Raw genomic sequence first — 19278 nt, 5'->3', positions numbered from 1 at the left:
ACTTACTTACGCTTTGCGAGCGGCACGTAATCCCGCTCGGGAGCGCCGGTATAGAGCTGGCGTGGACGGCCGATCTTCTGCTGCGGATCTTCGATCATTTCCTTCCACTGTGCGACCCAGCCGACGGTGCGGGCGAGAGCAAAGAGAACCGTGAACATTTCGGTCGGGAAGCCGAGAGCCTTCAGCGTGATGCCGGAGTAGAAGTCGATGTTTGGATAAAGCTTCTTCTCAATGAAGTATTCGTCCGTCAGGGCGATCTTTTCCAGTTCCATTGCAACGTCGAGCAACGGGTCGTCCTTGATGCCCAGTTCGCCCAGAACTTCATGGCAGGTCTTCTGCATGATCTTGGCGCGTGGATCGTAGTTCTTGTAGACGCGGTGACCGAAGCCCATCAGACGGAACGGATCGTTTTTGTCCTTTGCACGGGCGATGAATTCTGGAATGCGGTCCACAGAACCGATTTCAGCCAGCATGTTGAGCGCAGCTTCATTTGCGCCGCCGTGGGCAGGGCCCCAGAGGCAGGCAACGCCAGCAGCGATACATGCAAACGGATTGGCCCCAGAAGAACCGGCAAGGCGCACGGTCGAGGTCGAGGCGTTCTGCTCATGATCTGCGTGGAGAATGAAGATGCGGTCCATTGCACGAGCCAGAACCGGATTGACCTTGTAATCCTCGCATGGAACGCCAAAGCACATGTGCAGGAAGTTCGACGCAAAATCGAGGTCGTTCTTCGGGTACATGAACGGCTGGCCGATATGGTACTTGTAAGCCATAGCGGCAAGCGTTGGAACCTTGGCGATCAGACGGATCGACGCGACCATACGCTGATGCGGGTCGGTGATGTCGGTCGAGTCATGATAGAAAGCCGACATTGCACCAACGCAGCCGACCATGACTGCCATGGGATGAGCGTCGCGACGGAAGCCCGTAAAGAACTTCGTCATCTGCTCGTGAATCATCGTGTGGCGTGTCACACGATAGTCGAAGTCAGACTTTTGCGTCGCGGTCGGCAGTTCGCCGTAGAGAAGCAGATAGCAGGTTTCCAGAAAATCACCGTGTTCGGCAAGCTGATCGATCGGGTAACCACGATAGAGCAAGGTGCCTTCATCGCCATCGATGTAAGTGATCTTGGATTCGCACGATGCCGTGGACGTGAAACCGGGATCGTACGTGAACATCTGCGAGTTTTTGTAAAGTGGACCGATATCAACGACGTCTGGTCCGACAGTGCCTTGTCGTACAGGCAGGTCGAATGTTTTGCCTTCTAGTGTAAAGCTGGCTGTCCTATCTGACATCGTGTTTCCTTTCATGTCCACTTTGCCGCCCGCACGACGGCAGAATTGTAATCGTCGTTATAATTTGTCTTTTATCTCTTGGAATGGTCCCCGCCCCTATGGGGACCATCAGCGTTTAGCGCACTATCCTAACGATTTTGCCCGTCAAACTATCCCAAACGGTTCGCGATGCAATGCGTAATTTGAACTATTTACGCCGGTTTTGTCACGTCAGCGTGAATGTTCCCACCTTAACCGATTTGATCGCGAATACGTCCGAGGGACTCTTCACGTCCAAGGACGAAAAGCACGTCGAACACGCCCGGAGAGGTGGCGCGACCGGTCAGAGCTGCACGTAAAGGCTGTGCAATCTTGCCCAGTTTCAGGCCGGTTTTTTCTGCGTGAGTCCTTACGACAGCGTCTAGAGATTCAACGGTCCATTCGCCAGCTGCTTCCAGATCCGGGAGTACGGATTTGAGCACGGCCCGGCCTTCGTCGTTCAGGAGAGAAGCTGCCTTTTCGTCAAGATCAAGCGGACGGGCAGCAAAGATGAATTTCGAACCATCAGCCAGTTCCACCAAAGTTTTGGCGCGGTCCTTCAGGCCCGGCATAGCGGCAAGCAATTGTGCGCTTCGCTTGTCGTCGAGAGCGTCGGCAATTTCCTTGCCACCCTCGATCTCCGGCAGAACAGCGATAAGCGCATCATAAAGCGCCTTGTCGTCACTGGCGCGCATATAGACGCCATTGATTGCCTCGAGCTTCTGAAAATCGAAGCGAGCTGCCCCCTTGTTGATATCCTTCACATCGAACCATTCGATCATCTGTTCGGTCGACATGATTTCGTCGTCGCCATGGCTCCAGCCGAGGCGTACAAGATAGTTGCGCAGAGCAGCAGGCAGATAACCCATCGCACGGTAGGCGTCCACACCCAAGGCACCATGACGCTTGGAGAGTTTTGCACCGTCCGCACCATGAATGAGCGGGATATGCGACATTTGCGGCACGTCCCAACCCATTGCATCATAGATGACTGTCTGCCGCGCAGCATTGGTCAGATGATCGTCGCCGCGTATGATATGGGTCACGCCCATATCGTGATCATCGACAACGACTGCATGCATGTAAGTCGGCGTACCATCGGAACGCAGAATGATGAAATCGTCCAGGTCTTTGTTGGGGAATCGCACATCGCCCTGCACAGCGTCCTGCACGAGGGTTTCGCCTTCCTGCGGTGCCTTGATCCGGATGACCGGCTTTACGCCTGCAGGCGCTTCTGACGGATCGCGATCACGCCAGCGACCGTCATAGCGCGGCGGACGGCCTTCTTCGCGTGCTTTCTCGCGCATTTCGGCCAGTTCTTCTGGTGTTGCATAGCAATAATATGCCTTGCCGAGAGTGACGAGCTCTTCCGCGACTTCGCGATGGCGAGGCGCGCGCTCGAACTGAGAGATGGCATCGCCGTCCCAGTCCAGACCAAGCCAGGTCAAGCCATCAAGAATGGCAGCCGTCGCGGCGTCGGTGGAACGTTCCCGGTCGGTGTCTTCAATGCGCAGCAGCATCTTGCCGCCGCTGTGCTTGGCATAAAGCCAGTTGAACAAGGCAGTGCGCGCACCACCAATGTGCAGGTACCCCGTGGGCGAGGGGGCAAAACGGGTAACGACCGGTTTCGACATGATAGCTCCACTATGTCGTGCGCCTTTTTAGAGCAGCGGCAAATGCCGGAGACACAGGCGCGAACTTGAATTCCTATGCCTGCGCGAGACTGCCCGGCAGGTAATCGGGGTTCGTTATGCGAACCCACTCGATTTCGGCTGCGGTTCATGTAGCATAGGCAGCAATGTGCGCAAGGGCCTCGCATCCCTTTCGCACGAATGTGCCGTCGTTCTTTCGGGGTATTCCGGCGGTTGGGCCAACTTTTGCGGTCAGGCGGGGGCATGACAGGCATCAGGGAAGCGAGCGATGCAAACGAACGGGCGCTTGTGAAAAGCTTGCCCGACGGTTTGGTGCGCGCTTTGTTGCCAGAGGTCTGGCCTCCAAATGATGTCGAGATTCCGGTAAATCCACTGCCGGTCAAGCCTCCTGCGCCGAGCTTGCGTGAACGACTTTTGTCTATACCGTCGGTCACAGGTCGACAGTTCAAGGCTGCGGCTGAAACTGAAGCGGGACGCGGTGTATTTTTTCTTCTGCTGCCGGTTTTTGCCGGTGTTGGCGCAATCATCTATTTCACGCTCTCATTCGAACCGGCATGGATACCGCTTTTGTCCATGCTCGGTATGGCCACTATCTTGCGAATTGCGACGCGCAAACAATTCGCCGCTGCCCAAGGCGTGACATTGGCAATCGCTCTGCTGGCAGGGTTTGTGGTCGGTAAATGGGAAACGGAACGTCGTGCCACGCCGATGCTGGGCTCTGACGTGGCAACACGTGTAACGGGTCGGGTTGTCGCTCTTGAATATCAGGACAATGGCAGCTGGCGGATAACACTTGATGTGCTCCAGACAGAGCGTCCAAAACTGCGTTTTCCACCGAAACGCATTCGTGTCAATGCGCGGGACATACCGGCGTCAACGGCCATTGGCAGCGGACTGGCAGGTTTCGTGCGATTGCGTATTCCGTCGGGTCCGGTTCGCCCGGGTAACTACGATTTCTCGTTTCATGCCTATTTCAATGGTATTGGTGCCAATGGTTTCTTTCTCGGAACACCCAAAGTGGCGACGGTTTCTCAGCCAGACGAACTGACTGCGAAAATTTCCCAATGGATCGCCATGTTGCGCGTGCGGGTGTCTGAGCGAATCGAGGAAGTGATCGGTGGCGAGGACGGCAGTGTTGCTTCGGCGCTTGTGGCAGGCACGCGTGCGGGGATCAGCGAGCGGACAAATGAAGACCTGCGCAAGGCGGGGCTCGCACATATTCTGTCGATCTCGGGCTTGCATATGGCGCTTGCCGCTGGCGTTGTCATGCTGACGTTGCGATCCGTCTTCGCGCTATTTCCGGCTTTCAGTGCGCGGCATCCGGTGAAGAAATATGCGGCCTTTCTCTCCCTGTTGAGCTGTACCTTCTATCTTGCCATGTCAGGTGCGGATGTCGCTGCACAACGAAGCTATGTGATGATTGCAGTCATGCTCGGAGCTTTGCTGGTAGACCGAGCGGCCATCAGTATGCGCAATCTGGCGATTGCGGCCATCGCTATGATTGCAATTTCGCCGCATGAGATACTGGGACCGAGTTTTCAAATGTCTTTTTCGGCTACGGCTGCGTTGATTGCCGGTTATGCCTGGTGGAGCGAGCGCTACGCGGTCAGGCAGGTTGGCACGGAAAAACGTGGGAAGACCGCTTATAGCTTCGCTGGAAAAATCCTGAAGCCGATCACAGCGGCGGCGGCTACTTCGCTCATTGCCGGACTGGCGAGCGGGATTTTTGCAGCTTATCACTTCAACAATACAGCGCCGTTCGGCTTGGTAGGAAATGTCCTCGCTGAGCCTGTAATAGCTCTTCTCGTGATGCCGTTTGCCGTCTTTGGTCTTGTGCTGATGCCATTGCAACTGGACTGGGTGCCTTTGCAGATAATGGGCTGGGGCATTTTCGCAGTCAGGCACATTGCTGCCTTTGTTGCAAAGTGGTCACCAGACGGTAATCCTGGGGCCATGCCCGCACTCACTATCGTTCTCTGGACCATTGCGCTCGTTCTGGTTGTTGTTCTGTCGACCAGATTGAAGGTGTTGGCGCTGCCGTTCATCGTTCTAGGGTTTGCTGCTTTCGTCAGGGAGCCCTTTCCTGACATCGTGATCTCGGAAGATGCCAAACTGGTGGGGGTTCGGCTCGCGGACGGGAAGTTCGCAGTCAATCGAAGCCGACCGTCACAGTTCACAATCGACAATTGGAAAACCGCTTATCTGGTGGAAGAGTTCATTGCGCCGCCATCCGGCAAAAACAAAAAGCGAACTGATGGGGACGGGTTCGAATGCGAAGATGGACTTTGCACGATCAGTCTGCGTAATGGTCGTACACTAGCCTACACCGCAGATGTCGCGATGCTGGAAATAGCCTGCAATATCGGCGATGTGGTTATTCTCGCCGTTTCCGGCAAAGATCTGGCGTGCGAACGTTCCACTATCCTGAGTATCAGCAAGCAGGAACTGGCACTAAAGGGAGCCGTCGAGATCAGGCTCGGAGAAAGGCCAGATCAAAATCGATCTTTCAGAGCTGTACCGGGCGACACCTACGACGTCGCAAAGCCCGGGATGAGCCAGCAAACATCTGAATTGCAGCCGGAGGACCGAATTACCTATGCAATTGATGCGCCAAGTCGTCCCTGGCATCTGCACCGCATCCATTCGCGTCCAGCACGTGGCTTGTCCGAGCGCGAGTACAAACCAAAATCCCACTCCGCTCAAAATGCCGGAGTTTGTTCATCAGGTGTTAGCGATGAACCAACGCGCTGCAACTAAATAAAGAGCGGTTCCACGTTTCTGTTCTTAACTGGAACCGCTCCATTGTTTGAACTCGGAGCTTATCTCCAAAACCGGCTACACTACGATCTAGTAGCGGCGGATCAGGCCCACAAGCTTGCCCTGCACACGAACGCGATCCGGGCCAAATATTCTAGTTTCGTATGCCGGGTTTGCGGCTTCCAAAGCGATGGATGCACCCTTGCGGCGAAAGCGCTTCAAAGTCGCTTCCTCGTCATCGACAAGTGCCACCACGATTTCGCCGGGGTTTGCTGAATCACCGCGTTTAATGATGACGGTATCACCGTCGAAAATGCCGGCGTCGATCATTGAATCACCTCTGACCTCAAGCGCGTAGTGCTCGCCCGCACCGATCATTTCGGGCGGAAGGCTGAGGGAGTGTGTCTGATTCTGGATTGCTGAAATCGGTACACCCGCAGCAATTCGCCCCATGACCGGTACGGACACAGTTCCAGACGTGTCGTCATTGGTAGCCACGGGGGCGGGGCGTGCCGGTGGCGGAGGCGTTTTGCCCAGGCTGCCTTCGATAACGCTGGGAGCGAACTTCTTTTGTGCATTGAGGCCCGGAGCGATGGAATCCGGCAGACGTAACACCTCAAGCGCACGCGCCCTGTTCGGCAGACGGCGAATAAATCCACGCTCCTCAAGGGCGGTGATCAGACGATGGATACCCGATTTTGAAGCCAGATCGAGCGCTTCCTTCATTTCATCGAAAGACGGGGGAATGCCCGTTTCTTTTAGACGTTCATGAATGAACAGCAGAAGCTCGTGCTGTTTACGGGTTAACATGCGCGACACCCTCCCGGCCAAGAATCGAGAAAAACAAAACCAGAACGAACACTATATGTTCCAGTCTTGTTCTGCAATGGTTTTAAAACCATTAACGCTCAGGGTGAGATTGAACGGAATACTTCAGGGCAAGACCATCACGGGCACGGCATGTCAGATGCTGCTTCGAATAACATATATTTTATGATGACTTAGGTCTGTTTTCTCAAGCTTTAGTGAGGCCGAGAATTGCGCTCGATCTACAGCATGAGAACGCGACAATCATCGCCAGCAGTGGCAGCAGGAGCGTTTTCATCCCTGATGAGAAGCGCTTTTGAACCGACGAGAGCTGAAAGCATGGACGAATCTTGGACCGGAAACGGCTTTGCGGTCAGCGTTCCATCAGGGTTTGATTCGATTGTGGCCCGGATATAATCGCGGCGGTGGTCATTCGCAGGCAGGTCAGTGCCCAGCTTTGCAGGTCGGATATCGGCATCGAGGTTCGTTCCGGCAAGCTTGGCGACGAGCGGACGGAGAAAAACGAGGCTGCATACCAAGCTCGAAACGGGATTGCCCGGTAGGCCGATGACATGCACGATCTTGCCGTTCGCTTCGATGCGCCCATACATCAGGGGCTTGCCGGGCCGCATGGCGATCTTCCAGAAGTCGAGATTGACGCCCTGTTTCTGCAGTGCTCCATGCACAAAATCCCGGTCACCGACGGAAGCGCCACCGATTGTCACCAGAATGTCGATGCCGCTTTGCAGGCTGTCTGCTATTGCCTGTTTGATTTTGGCAGGATCATCCGGAATGATCCCTTTATCATGTGGCGCTCCGCCGGCTCGCCTTACTATCTCGGCGATTCCAACGCTGTTCGATGCAACAATCTGGTCTTTTCCGGGTGTTTCGCCCGGTGGAACCAGTTCATCGCCGGTCGCAATGATTGCTATTTTGGGCTTTTGAAACACGTCGATTTTCGCATTGCCACTGGCCGCTGCCAGCGACAGGGCCGCAGCATCCAGCGCCCGCCCGCTGGGAATGACGATGCTATCGGGTGAAAAATCGAGGCCTGCGCGGCGTATATGTCGTCCCGGTTCTATGCCTTCGTGAACGGTTAGCCGGTTACCCGAACGCTCAGTGTGCTCCTGAATAACGATCGTGTCCGTGCCTTTGGGCAGTGGCGCGCCGGTGAAAATCCGGACCGCCTGACCAGTTCCCGGTTCACCTTCGAAACGATTTCCTGCAGCCGACTCGCCGATGATGTCGAACTCGACGGGATATGAGATGTTGTCTGGCGCGATCAGGGCGTAACCGTCCATGGCCGATCCGTCGAACGGCGGCTGCAGAAAATGTGCCAAAACAGGTGTTGCAACCACGCGCCCACCTGCATCTGACAATGCGACCTGCTCTTTACCGTGCGGTTCTGCGGATTTCAGGATGCGGGCCAGTGCTTCATCGACCGGGAGAAGGGACATGGCGTTTCCTCTCGAACTGAATTGTTGACCCGTCTAGACCACAGAATCTGTCCAGACGAGTTGATCCAGAGCAAAGTCTAGCGGTTTATGCTTTCCAGTCACCTGATTTGCCGCCGCTCTTTTCGGTAACGCGGATACCGCCGATCTCCATATGTTTGTCGACGGCTTTGGCCATGTCATAGATCGTAAGACATGTGACAGAAACGGCGGTGAGGGCTTCCATTTCCACGCCGGTGCGCCCCTTGAGCTTGGCCAGCGCACGAACGCGCAAACCGGGCAATGTCTGATCCGGCTCGATTTCGACGGCTACTTTGGTCAGCATCAGCGGATGGCATAGGGGAATCAGATCGGCGGTCTTTTTGGCCGCCATGATGCCAGCCAGACGCGCAGCACCAATGACATCACCTTTCGCGGCGTTGCCTTCCAGAATGAGCGCCAGTGTTTCCGGCTTCATTCTGACTGCCCCTTCGGCCACAGCTTGACGCTCAGTCTCGTCCTTGGCACCAACATCCACCATATTGGCAGTGCCGGTCTGGTCGATATGGGTGAGTTTGGATGGCATCGATCAAGCCTTGCCAGTCAGCAGTTCACGGGTAGCCGCTGCAACATCGGCCTGCCGCATCAGGCTCTCTCCGATGAGGAATGTCCCGATTCCAGACTTTTCCAGACGCAGGCAATCTTCGTGTGTGAATATGCCGCTTTCACCGACCAGAACGCGATCGGATGGCGCCATTTTTGACAGCCGTTCCGAAACGGCCAGATCGACCTCAAATGTACGCAAATTGCGATTGTTGACGCCGAGCAGACGCGATGAAAGCTTTAGTGCGCGTTCCATCTCGGCTTCGTCATGCACTTCGATGAGTGCATCCATGCCAAGCTCGAACGCGGTTTCTTCCAACGCCTTTGCAAGATCATCGTCGACGCTTGCAAGAATGATCAGAATGCAATCTGCACCCCAACTACGGGCTTCGTGTACCTGATAGGTATCGAACAGAAAATCCTTGCGCAGAGCCGGGAGACTGCAAGCGTTGCGAGCTGCCGTCAGAAATTCCGGCGCTCCCTGAAAGGAAGGCGTGTCAGTCAGCACTGAAAGACATGCAGCGCCACCAGCTTCATAGGCTTTTGCAAGTGCAGGCGGATCGAAATCAGGACGGATCAAGCCCTTCGATGGGCTTGCCTTCTTGATTTCAGCAATCAGCGCGAATTCACCGGCGGCGCGTTTTGCCTCCAGCGCTTTGAGAAAACCACGCGGCGCTTCCTGATCCTGTGCGCGTGCCTTCAAATCAGCCACGGTGCGCTCGGCTTTTGCAGCAGCGATTTCTTCGCGCTTGTAAGCCTCGATCTTGCGCAGAATGTCGGTGGACATGACTTAATCCTTTTCGTCAGGCGGCTTTGTCGTTGGAAACGGCAATCACCTTCTGCAAAACATCAAGTGCTGCGCCGCTGTCGATGGATTGTGCCGCGAGTGCGATGCCTTCTTTTAGGTCCTTCGCGTTGCCAGCAATCACAAGCGCCGCGCCTGAATTGAGCAGGACGATGTCTCGATAGGCGTTTTTCTCGCCTTCAAGCACGCCCAGCAGAGCTTTGGCGTTTACCGAAGCCTCGCCACCTTTCAGTTCGACCGGATCGCAACGACGAAGTCCAACTTCTTCCGGCGTGATTTCAAAGGTACGAATCCGACCGTTTTCGAGGGCGGCAACTTGTGTCGTTCCCGCGGTAGTCATCTCATCGAGGCCGTCGCCGTAGACAACCCAAGCCGCTTCGGAACCCAGTTCCTTGAGCACTTCAGCCAGCGGCACAAGCCATTGTGGTGCGAATACCCCCACAAGCTGACGCTTGACACTGGCCGGATTGGAGAGGGGGCCAAGCAGATTGAAGATGGTGCGGGTGCCGAGTTCTACGCGGGAGGGGCCGACATGGCGCATGGCGGAATGGTGCATCGGTGCAAACATAAAGCCTAGGCCAGCTTCTGTGATGCTGCGACCGATGATGCTCGCGTCGGCCTCGATATTGATGCCGAGCGCGGCGAGTGCATCGGCTGCACCAGAGCGGGAGGAGAGGGCGCGGTTGCCATGTTTTGCTACAGGAACGCCAGCTCCAGCAACAACAAACGCCGAGCAACTGGAGACATTGTATGAACCCGACTGATCGCCACCAGTGCCAACAATATCGATGGCATTGTCGGGAGCGGAAACTCCCAGCATACGCGAGCGCATGGAGGCAACGGCACCGGCGATTTCCGGTACTGTTTCACCGCGTACGCGCAACGCCATCAACAGTCCGCCGATCTGCGACGGCGTTGCCTGTCCTGACATCATGATATCGAAGGCGGCTCTGGAATCCTCAAGCGAAAGCGGCTCGCCTGATGCAGCTTTCGCGATATAGGGTTTTAGATCAGCCATTTTGGATGCCCACCGTCCTTAAAACGCCAGAGCGTTGTTGATGACGGTCTGGTTTATCTTAACAGGATACTGCTTCTGCAATTCGCCGACGAGCTGTTCGAGAACATCATCCGAGAGCGATGTCGCCAGATATTTCTGCTGCTGTTCCGGAATAGCTTCCGGGCCAGCTCCGGCAGGTTCGGTCACTTCAACAACCTTGAACAGAATCTGGGCATCGTCCGAAGGTGCAGCAGCGCTACCGGTGAAACCATTCGCTCCCCGGAAAATCTGCGCCGCCGCCGCTGTTCCGATATCGGCATCGTTGGTCGTGCGGACAATACCACGCTTGGTCTGCTTTTCGACGCCCAGCTCTGTAGCGATCGCGTCGAGTGTCGCGCCGCCATCGAGGCGTTTCTTCAATTCGTCTACGCGCTGGTTGAGACGCTTGACTGCTTCTTCGCCCTTCCACGCCGCTGCAACCTTGTCCTTGACTTCGTCGAGCGTACGGTCGCGTGCCGGAGTTACACTGTCAACCTGATACCAGAGATAGCCAATATTGCCCATGGTCAGGGCGTCGTTGTCAAAACCCTGGTCGGCCTGGAAGGCAGCAGAAAGCAGCGCTTCGGAGTTTGGCAGCTGCACCGGATTACCAGAAGGATCGTTACCTTCGGCGTCTACGGCTTCCACGATGACGGACTTGAGGCTTAGCTTCTTTGCCACATCAGCCATTGATGCGCCGTCGGAACGGTCCTGCTCATAAGAGTCATGAATGCCGCTGATGCTGCTTGCTGCGATATTGTTGGCAAGCGTGGTGCGAATTTCGCCTTCAACTTCGGCTTGTGGCTTCACATGAGCCGGTTCGATCTGCGTCACACGCAGGATAACCGGACCAAAGCCGCCCTTCACCACCGGGCTCACGCCATTCTCTGCCAGTGCAAAAGCTGCGTCGGCAACGGCCTGATCAGGAATGGCGGATTTCTCAAACGTGCCAAGCTTCAGGTCGTCTTCTGTTTTGCCCTGTTCCTTGCCGATATCGATGAAGCTCGTTCCAGCGGCAATTTTCTGCTGGGCAGCTTCAGCTGCGGCATCATCGGCAAAGCTCAACTGCTCGATAGTACGCTTTTCGATCGTGCTGAAGCGGTCCTTGTTCTTTTCATAGTATTCGTTGATTTCGTCCTGCGTGACGGCAGACGGATCTGCAATATCAGCCGGCTCCAGCTTCACATAGGTTATTTTCCGGTACTCCGGTGCCTTATACTCGTCCTTGTGTGCGTCAAAATAGGTCTTGAGCGCATCTTCGGACGGGGCAGGGACAGCATCGGCCTTTTCAGCCTGAATGGTCACATAGTCAACGCTGCGGGTTTCACCTTGATATAGAGCCAGCGCCTTCAACGCTGTATTCGGAAGCTTGATGCCGTCAGTTGCAGCTTCCACGATCTGCTGGCGGCGAGCCACTTTCGCGCGGTTGTCGAGATAATCCTGCGCACGAATGCCAGATTGACGAAGCACCGCATCGAACTGCGCGCGATTGAAGTTGCCGCTTGCGTCATGGAAAGCCGGATCTTCACCGGTCAGTCGAGCAATTCCGTCCTTGGAAAGGCCGAGCTGCATGTTGCGCGCACCTTCATCCAGAACCACACCGGCTGCGAGCTGGGCGAGTACCTGATTTTCGACACCGAGCGTTTTTGCCTGTTCGCGCGTCAGACGCTGGCGAAACTGTTGAGACAAACGCATCATCTGCTGTTCATAGGCGAAACGATAATCAGTGGCGCTCACTTCGGAACCGCCAGCCGTCAAAGCGGCATTGCCTGACAGGCCGCCGCGAAAGACATCGGAGATGCCCCAGATCGCAAAGCTCAGTACAAGCAGGCCAAGCAGAAGTTTGGCGACCCAGGATTGAGCGGCAGAACGCAGGCTGTCGAGCATTGGAAACCCTTCAAGTATAAATCTAAGCTCGGCTTTCATAGATAGAGCCAGTCAGGGGATAACCTCAAGCCAGCCCTATATGCAAGGTCTCATTGCATGTAGGCACTCAAGAACATTTGCATTGCGGCACGAATACGCTTAGTCAGTGGCAAATTTTGGCGCTGGTCCGCTTTCAAGAGGTGACCGCGTCTACTGTTTTGAACAGGCGAGGAGAATGAAATGACTCCGGGAATCCGTCCGCTGGTTGCTGGCAACTGGAAGATGAATGGCACGGGAGAGTCCCTGACCGAATTGCGTGCGATTGCTGCCGGCCTGAGCTCCGATCTCGGCCGCAAGCTTGACGCCGTCATTTGTGTACCTGCGACGCTTCTTTCCCGCGCGGCGGAAACGCTCGAAGGCGAGACTGTTGGTCTCGGCGGTCAGGATGCTCACCATAAAGTGTCTGGCGCGCATACAGGCGATGTCTCTGCAGAAATGCTTAAGGAAGCGGGCGCTACGCATGTCATAATCGGTCATTCCGAACGCCGGACCGACCATCATGAAAGCAATGACACTGTTCGCGCCAAGACCGAGGCCGCATGGGCTGCCGGATTGATTGCAATCGTTTGCGTCGGCGAAACTGCCGATGAGCGCAAGGCGGAGCGTACTCTGGATGTAATCGGCAGGCAGCTTGCTGGCTCTTTGCCGGATGGCGTCAATGCCGCGAATACGATCATTGCTTACGAACCGGTTTGGGCAATCGGTACAGGGTTGACGCCAACAGTGCAGGACGTGCGTGCCGCTCATGCTTTCATGCGTGAGCAGCTAATTGAACGTTTCGGCACGAAAGGCGCACATCTTCGGCTGCTCTATGGCGGTTCGGTCAAGCCTTCAAACGCATTGGAATTGCTCGGCGTCGCGGATGTTGATGGTGCGCTTGTTGGTGGTGCGAGCTTGAAGGCGAACGATTTTCTCGCCATATGCGAAACCTATCGTAATTTGTAACCGGCACATCACGTCTGTCTATCTTGGTCTCGGGGCTTGGATTATCGGACAATAGCGTGTAAAGAGCCGCTCTAGTTTTAGGGATATAAAGACCGTAACCCATGCAGACCGTAATCATTGTCATTCATTTGTTGATCGTGCTGGCGCTTGTCGGCGTTGTGCTTATCCAGCGTTCTGAAGGCGGTGGCCTTGGCATTGGCGGTGGTTCGGGGTTCATGACGGCTCGCGGCGCAGCCAACGCACTGACCCGCACGACAGCCATTCTCGCGATCGGTTTCTTCGCGACCTCGCTTATTCTTGGCATCATGGCACGCTACGGCGAAAAGCCGACCGACATTCTCAACCGTATCCCGGCGGCAACCGGCAGTCAGTCAGCTCCGGCAGGCGGCAACGGCGGCGGTATCCTCAATCAGCTGGGTGGCGAGTCTTCGCGTCCTGACGCCAATCAGACTGCACCTGCAGCTCCAGGTGCTACAGCGCCGGCAACACAGCCCGACGCTACCCAGCCGCAGGCTCCGGTTGTTCCGGAAACCCCGGCCAACCCGGTTCCTAGCTCGCAGTAAAAGGCCGAGCAAAGTGAACAGAATGCGGAACCGGCCCTTGTGGCCGGTTTTCTTTTTGTTAATCATGAGACTGCAAAGTGTTGCAGCTAGGCAATACGCTGCCGCGAATCGCATTGCAGAACGATGGCAACGAATTGAGAACCGGATCGCTTTGCAGTAAGGAAAGCGAAAGTCTGGTCGCAATTAATGCGGCAGACATTTTTCCCTTGTGCTTGAATTTTCGGGAACCGAACATGTTTTCACGCCGTATTTTGATGGCAGGTATTGCAACTCTCTGCATCGGAGCGACTGCTCCTGCATTTGCAACTTCGCCGGTAAGCGCTGAAGCGCAGCTCAATGAAGCTGCTGCGTCTGTTCAGCAAGTTGCTCTCTCAAGCGATGCCAAGGCCAATCCTGAAAAGCCGAAGAAGAAAAAAGCTTCCAAGAGCGGCAATGCAGTTAAGGCCAACAAGTACAACATCGATCCGAAGTTCCGAGCGCAGGAAGTGGCTTTTACCGGCTATAAGCCTGGCACTATCGTGATCGACCCGAAGCAACGTTTCCTTTACCTTGTTGAAACGTCGACGACTGCTCGCCGTTATGGCATCGCTGTCGGCAAGCAGGGATTGGAATTCAAGGGCACTGGAACAATCAACGCGAAGCGGGAGTGGCCGCGCTGGATTCCAACCAAGGAAATGATCGAGCGTGATCCGGCTCACTATGGTCGCTTCAAGAACGGTATGGATGGTGGTCCAGGCAACCCACTTGGTTCGCGCGCTCTGTACTTGTTTCAGGGCAACAAGGACACCTACATCCGCATTCATGGTACGGTACAGCCATGGACTATCGGTAGCTCGGCTTCCAACGGCTGCTTCCGCATGATCAATGAGGATGTGATGGATCTTTATGAGCGCGTCGGTCTGGGTACCGAAGTGGTTGTTCTCTGATCTGTAAATGACTATGTGAATGTGGCCGGGCTTATGGGCTCGGCCTTTTCTTTTGTGCCAATGGCTATTCTGGCAGGTGGAAGCTGTGGATTTCGAGCTTCGACATGGCTTTATGTGAATAGGGGCGCTAGAGAGTACAGACGTATTCGCTCCGGGGTTTCTGGCTCCGGTTTTTCTTTGTGCAACGACGATTACCGCCTGGCTTCGGTGAAAAAACACTGCCGGGGTGCATTTTTTTGTGGCGGAATCAATCAAGAAAGTCTAACGAGATAAGCCCATGGCGCGATATGTATTCATCACTGGCGGCGTGGTTTCTTCCCTTGGAAAAGGCATAGCTGCCGCAGCACTGGCTGCACTCCTTCAGGCACGTGGTTACCGCGTGCGTATCCGTAAACTCGACCCTTATCTGAATGTCGATCCCGGCACGATGTCGCCTTACCAGCATGGTGAGGTGTTCGTCACTGACGATGGTGCCGAAACCGACCTTGATCTGGGCCATTACGAGCGGTTCACCGGTCGTCCTGCCAACCAGCAGGACAACATCACCACCGGCCGCATCTATCGGAACATCATCGAAAAGGAACGCCGCGGCGATTATCTCGGTGCGACGGTTCAGGTCATTCCGCATGTGACCGACGAGATCAAGAACTTCGTCCTTGAAGGCAACGAAGACTATGATTTCGTTCTTTGCGAAATCGGCGGCACGGTTGGCGATATCGAAGCCATGCCGTTCCTCGAAGCGATCCGTCAGCTTGGCAATGAACTGCCGCGCGGAACGGCAGTTTATATCCATCTGACCTTGATGCCGTATATTCCGGCAGCTGGTGAACTGAAGACCAAGCCGACCCAGCATTCGGTCAAGGAGCTGCGCTCTATCGGTATTGCTCCAGATATCCTTCTGGTCCGCGCCGATCGCGAGATTCCGGAATCAGAACGTCGCAAGCTGTCGTTGTTCTGTAATGTCCGCGAAAGCGCGGTCATTCAGGCGCTCGACGTAGCAACGATCTACGATGTGCCGATTGCCTACCATAAGGAAGGCCTTGATTCGGAAGTTCTGTCGGCATTCGGTATCGATCCGGCTCCGAAGCCCCGTATGGACCGCTGGGAAGAGGTCTCCAACCGCCTCCACAATCCGGAAGGCGAAGTGACCATCGCCATCGTCGGCAAATATACCGGCCTTAAAGATGCCTATAAGTCGCTGATCGAAGCGCTCTATCATGGTGGTCTTGCCAACAAGGTAAAAGTCAATCTCGACTGGATCGAGGCTGAAGTCTTCGAAAGCGAAGATCCGGCCCCATATCTGGAAAAGGTTCATGGCATTCTGGTGCCGGGCGGTTTCGGCGAACGTGGCGCGGAAGGCAAGATTCTTGCAGCGAAGTTCGCTCGTGAACGCAAGGTTCCTTACTTCGGTATCTGCTTTGGCATGCAAATGGCTTGCATTGAAGCAGCACGTAATCTCGTTGGTATCGAAAACGCATCTTCGACCGAGTTCGGTCCGACCAAGGAGCCGGTTGTCGGTCTCATGACCGAGTGGCTGAAGGGCAATATGCTCGAGAAGCGCGCTTCGGCTGGTGATCTTGGCGGTACAATGCGCCTTGGTGCATATGAAGCGGCGTTGAAGTCGGGCTCGAAGATTGCGGAAATCTACGGATCGACCGATATTTCCGAGCGCCATCGTCATCGCTATGAAGTCAATATCGACTACAAGGAACGTCTGGAATCTGCCGGACTGAACTTCGCAGGCATGTCACCGGATGGTGTTCTGCCGGAAACAGTCGAATATCCTGACCACCCTTGGTTCATCGGCGTTCAGTACCACCCTGAACTGAAGTCTCGACCGTTCGAACCGCATCCGCTGTTTGCTTCCTTCATCGAAGCGGCAATCGAGCAGAGCCGTCTGGTCTGAAAATCTAACGCGCCTTTCGGGGCGCGTTTTCATTTCCGCTTTCAGGCCGTGGTCTTGTTTTCGACCCACCTTTACGCCAGATAAGGTGCCTGCAAGGCATTCAATATCGAGGTTCACGTCATGGCGACTGCCAATTCATCCGTAAAAATCGGAAACGTTACTTTTTCAAACAGTGCGCCGTTTGCCCTGATAGCGGGCCCGTGCCAGATGGAAACGCGTGAACACGCTTTCGATATGGCAGGCCGTCTCAAGGAGATGACTGATAAGCTCGGCATCGGTCTTGTCTACAAGTCCAGCTTCGACAAGGCCAATCGCACATCCTTGAAGGCTGAGCGTGGAATCGGCCTCGAAAAGGCAATGGAAGTTTTTGCGGATCTCAAGAAGGAGTTCGGCTTTCCGGTGCTGACGGATATCCACACTGAAGAGCAGTGCGCCGCAGTTGCTCCTGTGGTCGATGTCCTGCAGATCCCGGCATTTCTCTGCCGCCAGACCGATCTGCTGATTGCTGCCGCCAAGACGGGACGTGTCGTGAATGTCAAGAAGGGCCAGTTTCTGGCGCCGTGGGACATGAAAAATGTTCTTTCCAAGATTACGGAAAGTGGCAATCCGAATGTGCTGGCGACCGAACGCGGTGTTTCGTTTGGCTATAATACGCTCGTTTCCGATATGCGTTCCTTGCCGATCATGGCAGGCCTCGGTTCGCCAGTAGTCTTCGATGCGACTCATTCCGTACAGCAGCCGGGCGGGCAAGGTGGTTCGTCGGGTGGTCAGCGCGAATTCGTTGAGACGCTGGCACGCGCAGCTGTAGCCGTTGGCGTTGCCGGGCTCTTCATCGAAACGCATCAGGATCCGGACAATGCTCCTTCCGATGGCCCGAACATGGTGCCGGTGGATAAAATGCCCGCGCTCCTCGAAAAGCTGATGGCTTTCGATCGTATCGCGAAAGGGCTTTAAACAGTTCTCGGAGAATTTAAAAAGGCGGGGGATTTTCCTCCGCCTTTTGTTTCGCTAAGCCATTCTCGCCGCTTTTTTTGCGGTTAGGGCTTAAAAATTGGCCTGGTGCATAATCTTTTCTGAAATGTCTGCAAAGTTTCAGGATTATGCGCTAAGAAATGGCCGCATCGGATTTGTTAAGCGCCTCGCACATCTGGCGGGGCAATCTATAGGGAAGGACTGGTTCCTATGACTGCAATCATCGACATCGTCGGCCGCGAAATCCTCGACAGCCGCGGCAACCCGACCGTCGAAGTGGACGTTGTGCTTGAAGACGGCTCTTTCGGACGTGCTGCGGTTCCGTCTGGCGCATCGACTGGCGCGCATGAAGCTGTAGAATTGCGTGATGGTGGCAGCCGCTATCTCGGCAAGGGTGTGGAAAAGGCCGTCGAAGCTGTCAATGGCAAGATTTTTGACGCTATTGCGGGCATGGATGCGGAAAGCCAGCTGCTCATCGACCAGACGATGATCGAGCTTGACGGCTCGGCCAACAAGGGCAACATCGGCGCCAACGCTATTCTGGGCGTTTCGCTTGCCGTTGCCAAGGCTGCGGCCCAGGCAACCGGTCTCCCACTTTACCGCTACGTTGGTGGGGCAAATGCCCATGTTCTGCCGGTCCCCATGATGAATATCATTAATGGCGGTGCACATGCTGACAATCCGATTGATTTCCAGGAGTTCATGATTCTGCCAGTGGGGGCTTCGTCCGTTCGTGAAGCTGTTCGTTATGGCTCGGAAGTTTTCCATACCCTCAAGAAGCGTCTGAAGGATGCCGGTCACAACACCAATGTTGGCGATGAAGGCGGCTTTGCTCCTAATCTGAAGAATGCCCAGGCTGCGCTCGATTTCATCATGGAATCGATCGAAAAGGCCGGTTTCAAGCCGGGTGAAGATATTGCTCTTGGCCTCGACTGCGCTGCGACCGAATTTTTCAAGGACAGTAATTACGTCTATGAAGGCGAACGCAAGACGCGCGATCCAAAGGCTCAGGCCAAGTATCTCGCCAAGCTCGCCAGCGACTATCCTATCGTCACTATCGAAGATGGTATGGCTGAAGACGACTGGGAAGGTTGGAAGTACCTGACCGATCTTATTGGCGACAAGTGCCAACTCGTTGGTGACGACCTGTTCGTCACCAATTCCGCTCGTCTCCGTGACGGTATTCGTATGGGCGTTGCCAACTCGATTCTCGTCAAGGTCAACCAGATCGGATCGCTGTCTGAAACGCTCGACGCGGTCGAAACGGCTCATAAGGCTGGCTATACTGCCGTCATGTCGCATCGTTCGGGTGAAACCGAGGATTCGACGATTGCCGATCTCGCGGTTGCTACCAACTGTGGTCAGATCAAGACTGGCTCGCTGGCCCGTTCGGACCGTACGGCCAAGTACAACCAGCTGATCCGTATCGAGGAAGAACTTGGCAAGCAGGCCCGCTATGCAGGTCGCAGCGCACTGAAGTTCCTCTGATTTTTCTCTGAGACTGATAAAGGCGGGCTTCGGTCCGCCTTTTTTCGTTTTCGCCCTATATGACTTCCAATGCTCGGCATTTGACCGGATGCAATTATATTGATATCAATGTTATTGCATTGGTGTTTGAGCTGATGAGGCAGCGG

At 55.1% G+C, this 19278-nt stretch carries 15 protein-coding genes; 7 read left to right on the top strand and 8 right to left on the bottom strand.

What is annotated here, in order from left to right; genetic code table 11:
- Nucleotides 1-2: 2 nt before the first annotated feature.
- On the bottom strand, nt 3-1295 hold the full coding sequence (gene gltA / locus AC1RHM_RS01935; RefSeq protein WP_010659989.1) for a citrate synthase: 1293 nt from the start codon (nt 1293-1295) through the stop codon (nt 3-5).
- A gap of 230 nt (nt 1296-1525) precedes the next feature.
- Nucleotides 1526-2947: a glutamate--tRNA ligase gene (gene gltX, locus AC1RHM_RS01930; protein WP_071630141.1), complete on the bottom strand. Its 1422-nt coding sequence runs from the start codon at nt 2945-2947 to the stop codon at nt 1526-1528.
- A gap of 261 nt (nt 2948-3208) precedes the next feature.
- Here gltX and AC1RHM_RS01925 point away from each other — a divergent pair, with 261 nt between their 5' ends.
- The gene (locus tag AC1RHM_RS01925; protein WP_492332442.1) at nt 3209-5722 is read left to right on the top strand and encodes a ComEC/Rec2 family competence protein; all 2514 of its coding nucleotides are present in this window, start codon (nt 3209-3211) and stop codon (nt 5720-5722) included.
- 90 nt (nt 5723-5812) lie between these two features.
- Here AC1RHM_RS01925 and lexA read toward each other — a convergent pair whose 3' ends face one another.
- The 6 genes from lexA to AC1RHM_RS01895 form a co-directional block, all read right to left on the bottom strand.
- Nucleotides 5813-6532, bottom strand: a complete 720-nt coding sequence (gene lexA, locus AC1RHM_RS01920; protein ID WP_010659992.1) for a transcriptional repressor LexA — start codon at nt 6530-6532, stop codon at nt 5813-5815.
- A 239-nt stretch (nt 6533-6771) separates the two neighbouring features.
- On the bottom strand, nt 6772-7986 hold the full coding sequence (locus AC1RHM_RS01915; protein ID WP_010659993.1) for a molybdopterin molybdotransferase MoeA: 1215 nt from the start codon (nt 7984-7986) through the stop codon (nt 6772-6774).
- A gap of 85 nt (nt 7987-8071) precedes the next feature.
- Entirely contained in the window at nt 8072-8548 is a 477-nt protein-coding gene (gene moaC / locus AC1RHM_RS01910) for a cyclic pyranopterin monophosphate synthase MoaC (RefSeq protein ID WP_010659994.1), read from the bottom strand.
- A gap of 3 nt (nt 8549-8551) precedes the next feature.
- Entirely contained in the window at nt 8552-9352 is an 801-nt protein-coding gene (trpC, locus tag AC1RHM_RS01905; RefSeq protein WP_010659995.1) for an indole-3-glycerol phosphate synthase TrpC, read from the bottom strand.
- 16 nt (nt 9353-9368) lie between these two features.
- Nucleotides 9369-10388 carry an anthranilate phosphoribosyltransferase gene (trpD, locus tag AC1RHM_RS01900; RefSeq protein WP_010659996.1) on the bottom strand — a complete coding sequence of 340 codons (1020 nt, stop codon included), beginning with the start codon at nt 10386-10388 and terminating at the stop codon, nt 9369-9371.
- A gap of 18 nt (nt 10389-10406) precedes the next feature.
- The gene (locus AC1RHM_RS01895) at nt 10407-12293 is read right to left on the bottom strand and encodes a peptidyl-prolyl cis-trans isomerase (RefSeq protein WP_010659997.1); all 1887 of its coding nucleotides are present in this window, start codon (nt 12291-12293) and stop codon (nt 10407-10409) included.
- Nucleotides 12294-12512: 219 nt separating this feature from the next.
- Between AC1RHM_RS01895 and tpiA the strand changes: the two genes are divergently transcribed.
- From tpiA to eno, 6 genes are all read left to right on the top strand, one after another.
- Nucleotides 12513-13277 (top strand): triose-phosphate isomerase, encoded by a 765-nt coding sequence (gene tpiA / locus AC1RHM_RS01890; RefSeq protein WP_010659998.1) that lies wholly within the window; start codon nt 12513-12515, stop codon nt 13275-13277.
- Between the two features lie 101 nt (nt 13278-13378).
- Complete coding sequence (gene secG, locus AC1RHM_RS01885; RefSeq protein ID WP_010659999.1) at nt 13379-13840, top strand: preprotein translocase subunit SecG; 462 nt, start codon at nt 13379-13381, stop codon at nt 13838-13840.
- A gap of 233 nt (nt 13841-14073) precedes the next feature.
- Nucleotides 14074-14766, top strand: coding sequence for a L,D-transpeptidase (locus tag AC1RHM_RS01880; protein WP_010660000.1), 693 nt, complete (start codon nt 14074-14076; stop codon nt 14764-14766).
- A gap of 277 nt (nt 14767-15043) precedes the next feature.
- Nucleotides 15044-16672 (top strand): CTP synthase, encoded by a 1629-nt coding sequence (pyrG, locus tag AC1RHM_RS01875; protein ID WP_010660001.1) that lies wholly within the window; start codon nt 15044-15046, stop codon nt 16670-16672.
- 120 nt (nt 16673-16792) lie between these two features.
- Nucleotides 16793-17626 carry a 3-deoxy-8-phosphooctulonate synthase gene (gene kdsA / locus AC1RHM_RS01870; protein WP_010660002.1) on the top strand — a complete coding sequence of 278 codons (834 nt, stop codon included), beginning with the start codon at nt 16793-16795 and terminating at the stop codon, nt 17624-17626.
- A 228-nt stretch (nt 17627-17854) separates the two neighbouring features.
- Nucleotides 17855-19132, top strand: a complete 1278-nt coding sequence (eno, locus tag AC1RHM_RS01865; RefSeq protein WP_010660003.1) for a phosphopyruvate hydratase — start codon at nt 17855-17857, stop codon at nt 19130-19132.
- The last annotated feature ends 146 nt before the right edge of the window (nt 19133-19278 follow it).

It is taken from the genome of Brucella sp. GW823-FHT04E01, from assembly GCF_058796175.1.
The sequence above is the reverse complement of the archived record's forward strand: the minus strand, read 5'-3'. Positions and strand labels throughout refer to the sequence as shown.

What these genes read in the sequence shown, in the direction of transcription:
- gltA (WP_010659989.1), bottom strand. Translation starts at nt 1,295, where the DNA reads ATGTCAGATAGGACAGCCAGCTTTACACTAGAAGGCAAAACATTCGAC.
- gltX (WP_071630141.1), bottom strand. Translation starts at nt 2,947, where the DNA reads ATGTCGAAACCGGTCGTTACCCGTTTTGCCCCCTCGCCCACGGGGTAC.
- AC1RHM_RS01925 (WP_492332442.1), top strand. Translation starts at nt 3,209, where the DNA reads ATGACAGGCATCAGGGAAGCGAGCGATGCAAACGAACGGGCGCTTGTG.
- lexA (WP_010659992.1), bottom strand. Translation starts at nt 6,532, where the DNA reads ATGTTAACCCGTAAACAGCACGAGCTTCTGCTGTTCATTCATGAACGT.
- AC1RHM_RS01915 (WP_010659993.1), bottom strand. Translation starts at nt 7,986, where the DNA reads ATGTCCCTTCTCCCGGTCGATGAAGCACTGGCCCGCATCCTGAAATCC.
- moaC (WP_010659994.1), bottom strand. Translation starts at nt 8,548, where the DNA reads ATGCCATCCAAACTCACCCATATCGACCAGACCGGCACTGCCAATATG.
- trpC (WP_010659995.1), bottom strand. Translation starts at nt 9,352, where the DNA reads ATGTCCACCGACATTCTGCGCAAGATCGAGGCTTACAAGCGCGAAGAA.
- trpD (WP_010659996.1), bottom strand. Translation starts at nt 10,388, where the DNA reads ATGGCTGATCTAAAACCCTATATCGCGAAAGCTGCATCAGGCGAGCCG.
- AC1RHM_RS01895 (WP_010659997.1), bottom strand. Translation starts at nt 12,293, where the DNA reads ATGCTCGACAGCCTGCGTTCTGCCGCTCAATCCTGGGTCGCCAAACTT.
- tpiA (WP_010659998.1), top strand. Translation starts at nt 12,513, where the DNA reads ATGACTCCGGGAATCCGTCCGCTGGTTGCTGGCAACTGGAAGATGAAT.
- secG (WP_010659999.1), top strand. Translation starts at nt 13,379, where the DNA reads ATGCAGACCGTAATCATTGTCATTCATTTGTTGATCGTGCTGGCGCTT.
- AC1RHM_RS01880 (WP_010660000.1), top strand. Translation starts at nt 14,074, where the DNA reads ATGTTTTCACGCCGTATTTTGATGGCAGGTATTGCAACTCTCTGCATC.
- pyrG (WP_010660001.1), top strand. Translation starts at nt 15,044, where the DNA reads ATGGCGCGATATGTATTCATCACTGGCGGCGTGGTTTCTTCCCTTGGA.
- kdsA (WP_010660002.1), top strand. Translation starts at nt 16,793, where the DNA reads ATGGCGACTGCCAATTCATCCGTAAAAATCGGAAACGTTACTTTTTCA.
- eno (WP_010660003.1), top strand. Translation starts at nt 17,855, where the DNA reads ATGACTGCAATCATCGACATCGTCGGCCGCGAAATCCTCGACAGCCGC.